The sequence below is a fragment of the Nevskia soli genome, from assembly GCF_903970205.1.
Taxonomy (GTDB): Bacteria; Acidobacteriota; Terriglobia; order Bryobacterales; family Bryobacteraceae; genus Bog-113.
The window spans coordinates 1-5,075 of sequence record NZ_CAJCHS010000316.1; the positions used below are offsets into that span (position 1 = coordinate 1).

Here is a 5,075-nt window from a genome sequence, read left to right on the forward strand (position 1 = left end):
CGCGGCGGCGACGACGAGTATCGAGAGCGGCAGATAAGCAGTTCGCACAGTTCCAACAAAAATAGCAATGAACGATGCGAGCATAATAAATGTAAACATGCGCTCCGTGATATTTGCCGCGGCAATTTGGCTGGTCCCACAGTATTTTGCTTCCTCAGCGGCGGCGCAGACGCAAACGATCGACGTGGACGCCGCAGCACCGGCCCATCCATTTCCCCACTTCTGGGAACAGGTGTTCGGGTCGGGACGGGCGATACTCGCATTGCGCGAAGACTATCGAAACGATCTCCGCGCGGTTAAGAGCGTGACCGACTTCAGCTATGTCCGGTTTCACGCGATCTTTCATGACGAGGTAGGCGTCTATAACGAAGACGAACACGGAGAACCGGTCTATAACTTCGCCTACGTGGACGAAATCTATGACGGATTACTAAAGAACGGGGTGCGTCCGCTGGTCGAGATCGGCTTTATGCCCAAGAAGCTGTCCTTCAATCCCGACGCGCTTCATCCGTTCTGGTATAAGCAGAATGTTTCGCCTCCGAAAGATATGGATCGGTGGGATGCCCTCATTAGTCACTTCGGCAAGCATCTGGTTGAAAGGTATGGAATCGACGAAGTCGCTAAGTGGTACTTCGAAGTCTGGAATGAGCCGAACATCGACTTCTGGAATGGAATTCCACGGCAGGAGAGTTACTTCGAGCTCTATGATCATACGGCGCGCGCCCTCAAGGCGGTGAATACGAGACTGCGGGTCGGAGGGCCGGCCACCGCGGCCGCCGCGTGGGTCGGCGACTTCCTGAAATACACGGCCGATAATCACGTTCCGGTCGATTTTGTAACTTCTCACGGATATGCGGACGATACGCCGGAGAACTTGTTCGGCACGCATGAAGACATCCCGATGGACGACCGCGTTTGCCGGGCTATTGCGAAAGTTAGAAACGAAATTCATAGCTCCGCCTATCCGGCGTTGCCGCTTTTCTGGACGGAATGGAATGTCCAAGGGATGAAAGAGTCGCGCGACACCTCGTTTGTCGGTCCGGCTCTCGCCAACACTGTACGGCAATGTGACGGGCTTGTGGACGAGATGTCGTTCTGGACCTTCTCCGACGTTTTTGAGGAAGGCGGACCGATTCCTGTTCCGTTTGAAGGTCACTTCGGATTGCGAGCCAAAGGCGGTATCAACAAACCGAGTTATTACGACTTCGCCCTTCTACATAAGCTGGGCGATCAACGGGTGGCTAACTCGGCGTCGAATCTACTTGTAACTAAGAGGAGCGACGGAACTGTGGCCGTTGCGCTTTGGAACCTCGTTGATCCGGACAAGACCGGCGCCACGCAAACGATCAGACTGAATTTCTCGCATGTACATGCGAACGACCCCGTGACGCTAAGTTGGGTCGATAACGAGCACTCCAATACCCTTGCCGTTTACAAGTCGCTCGGCAGCCCTCAGTATCCAACGGAAGAGCAGGACGCAAAGATGAATGCGGCAACCCGGATTACTCCGGAGACGAAGCATCTTGACGGAACGCACTTAGACCTGACGCTTGAGCCGAACGCGCTGGTGCTGATCGAGATCCCCGGCAACCGCTAGTGTAACACCGCTTGCTTACGCGCGCGGCTCAGTAAAATAGCGGCTCCCTCGAAAATGACCCCAACATACAGCATCTTCGGTTACAGAGCCGCGACCGTGAGGGAGCCGGTTTTACCCCTGGTTGCTGCACTAGCGCACGTGCGCATCTTCCAAATACGTATACCCCTGCAGCCCTTCTTCATAGAACCGGAGTAACTGCCCGGATTCCTCATACCCCAGCCGTCCTTCACGCACCGCCATCTCCACATCACGCCGTAACCTCGAAACCAGATTCTCCGAGTTGAACTGAACATAGTTCAACACCTCGCGCACGGTGTCGCCCTTCACCACGTGATCGAGATGCGCGCCTCCATTCTGCCCTAAACGCACATGAACCGCGTTCGTATCTCCGAACAGGTTATGCATGTCGCCCAGAATCTCCTGATACGCGCCGATCAGAAATACTCCCAGGTAGTAGTCTTCGCCTTTATAAGTATGCAGCGGTAATGTGCGCTTCACGTCTCTGCGGTCAATGAATTGATCCATCTTCCCGTCCGAGTCACAAGTAATGTCGCCAAGAACCGCCGGGTGAGTAGGCTGCTCGCCTAACCGGTGAATCGGCATCACCGGGAAGAGTTGCTTGATGGCCCAGCTATCCGGCATACTCTGGAACAGCGAGAAATTGCAGAAGTAAGTATCGGAGAGCGCGGCTTCCAGACCTTCTAACTCTTCCGGAATGTAATCCATGTCGCGCACCAGCTTTTGTACCCGGCGGCAGATCGTCCAATAAAGATTCTCCGCGAAGGTCCGCTGCTGCAAGCTAAGATACCCGAGGCTAAACAGATTCAGCGCCTGATCCAGTGCCTGCTGCGCGTCGTGATAAGCCTCCAGCACGTTGCGGCTGGTAATCGATCGGAAGGTTTCCTGAAGATCGATCAGCGGCTGCTCGGGTTCCGGCTCAGCGGGGAGTTCCGGCACGACCTCTTCATCGCCCAGTCCCGAAACACCAAGAACATTGAAGACCAGCAAACTATGGTAAGCCGCGATCGCGCGTCCGCTTTCCGTAACTATCGTCGGATGCGCCACGCCCGCTTCATCGCACACATTCTGGATGTGATAAACGACATCGTTCGCGTATTCCTGCAGCGTATAGTTGACACTCGATTCGAAATCCGTCTGCGAACCGTCATAGTCGATCCCGAGTCCGCCGCCGACATCCAGGTACTTGAGCCCCGCGCCGGCCTTACTTAACTCCGCATAGAGTCGCGCCGCTTCGTTGACCGCGCCTTTGATCTGCCGGATGTTCGTGATCTGGCTGCCTAAGTGGAAGTGCAGCAGGTGCAGGCAATCGGCCATGCCCCATAGCTTCAACTCGTCGAGCGCGCGCAGCACTTCACTCGTACTTAAACCGAACTTCGAACGGTAGCCTCCCGAAGATTTCCAGCGCCCCGACCCGCGGCTGGCCAGCTTCACGCGCATCCCGATAGTCGGGCGAACGCCGACCTTCTCCGCGTACTTGGCGATCAGAGCGAGCTCGGTGTATTTCTCGACGACAGGAATGATCCGGCGACCCATCTTCTGCGCCAGCATTGCCATCTCGATGTACTCGTCATCTTTGAAGCCGTTGCAAACGATGGGCGTGTCGTTGTCGGCGAGAACCATTACCGCGAGTAGTTCGGGTTTCGAGCCGGCTTCGAGGCCAAATCCGAACGGGCGTCCGAACTCGAGAAACTCCTCGACTACCTGACGCTGCTGATTCACTTTGATCGGATAGACGCAGGTGTAACCGCCGGTATAGCGGTGCTCGGTCATCGCGGTCTGGAATGCGGCGTGGATTTCGCCCAGCCGGTGCTTCAGAATTTCCGCGAACCGAATCAAAATCGGCGGCGCAATTCCGCGCAGCACCAGTGTGTCGACTAATTGCTTCAAATCGACGAATTCATTCGGGTCCTTCTCGGGATGCACCCGCAGGTTCCCGTTCTCGCCAATCGAGAAATACCCTTTTCCCCAGCTCGCTACGTCGTAAAGCTCCGCGGCGGCGTGGGTCGTCCAGCGATCGGTCGGATCAAGGACAGTGGCGTTGCGTCCGTTCTTTTCCAATTCGTCCCTCGACTTCGGTTTCGTTCCCTAGCAGCCCGTGGTAGTAACCGCTCTGTAACGTACTAGAAATACTGAGCCGCGCGCGTCAGCAAGCGGCCTCCTTCGACTAATACCACGGGCTGCTAGGAAACCGGACGCAAGCAAAACCTGAAGGGTTCAGAAAATTGCGCGCGGAAACTCACTGCGCGGGCGGAGGAACTTTGCTCCAGATGCGGTCTTTGATCCAGTGCTCGTCCCACCACTCGATCGGATTGACTTCGACGCCGTCCACCTGCATCGAGAAATGCAGGTGATCGCCGCCGGCCAGACCTGTCTGCCCGCTTTTGCCGATCGGCTGTTCGCGCTTCACGCGGTCGCCCTTCTTCACCAGAAACTCGCTTAAGTGGCCATAGATCGTTTGCAAGCCGTAGCCATGGTCGATCACGATGCAGTTGCCGTAGATGCCGAGACGCGCGGCCCAGATGACGCGCCCGTCGTTCGCGGCGGGAATGGTCATGTGCTGCGTGCCGGCGATGTCGAAACCGAGGTGCGTCTGCTGATCGACCTGCTTGCCGTGATAGATGTAATTCCGGTGGTCGGCGAAGTTCGATTCGCGCGCGCCTAAGATCGCGAAAAACGGCCGGTTCCACAGCCATTTCGCTTCGGTCTGATCGCGCATTTGGGAAAGCTGCTCGTTGTTCTGCTTGCGCATTTCGCGGTTGATGTACAGGAAACGCTGCAGCGGATCGCCCTTGCCGTTCGGATCGATATCGTCCTCCACTTTGGTCATGAACGCGTCGGTGATTTCGATATCGCGGTTGCGAAACACCTTCGGGAAGGTCTTGTACCAGAAGCTTCCCTTGGCAACCGCGCCGGTCGGATTGGTCGCGTACACGAAAATCGGAGCGCTCGCCGGTTGGTCCCAGGGCAGCGCGAAAAGGCTGAAGCGCTCCTTCGGATTGGATGGCAGCGGGAAGCTGCGAAAACGGTAGGTCCCGGCCTGCACACCTGAGTCCGTCACGTAGCCCGTGGGAGTGAAGGTGACCAGTTCGGCGCCGGCTTGATTGATGTAGTGCTGCACTCCGTCCGCCACGACGTGCGGCGGTTCGGTCGCAACCATCACTTCGAACGACTTCGTATCCGCGTGGCCGACCAGATCGTTCGCCTGTGCGCTGATCGTGAGTTGCGCTTTGCCGTCATGCAGCGCGGGGTCGAGCTTGCGTCCCACGGAAAACGTGAAATCGGCCGGCGCTTCGCTCTTGAACAATCCCAGCCGGTGCGCCTTGCGCTGCACCACAACGGACGAGGCGCTCTTGCCGTCCTGATCGAGAGTAACGGTCACCTTCTTGACCCCGTGCGGACTGACGACACGGATCGCGACCGGAGTTTCATCGCCGATCGCGGCGGGCGGCGATGGCAC

3 protein-coding genes are annotated in these 5,075 nt (G+C 57.1%); 1 reads left to right on the plus strand and 2 read right to left on the minus strand.

Annotated elements, in window-relative coordinates; all coding sequences use genetic code 11:
* Positions 1-97: 97 nt before the first annotated feature.
* Positions 98-1,597, plus strand: coding sequence for a GH39 family glycosyl hydrolase (locus tag H1Y01_RS13795; RefSeq protein WP_180541094.1), 1,500 nt, complete (start codon positions 98-100; stop codon positions 1,595-1,597).
* A 129-nt stretch (positions 1,598-1,726) separates the two neighbouring features.
* Here the strand turns inward: H1Y01_RS13795 and speA are convergent, their stop codons facing one another.
* Together speA and H1Y01_RS13805 are read right to left on the minus strand one after the other, a co-directional pair.
* Positions 1,727-3,676, minus strand: a complete 1,950-nt coding sequence (speA, locus tag H1Y01_RS13800) for a biosynthetic arginine decarboxylase (protein ID WP_180541095.1) — start codon at positions 3,674-3,676, stop codon at positions 1,727-1,729.
* A gap of 178 nt (positions 3,677-3,854) precedes the next feature.
* On the minus strand, positions 3,855-5,075 hold a 1,221-nt coding region (locus H1Y01_RS13805; RefSeq protein WP_180541096.1), incomplete at its 5' end, for a M23 family metallopeptidase.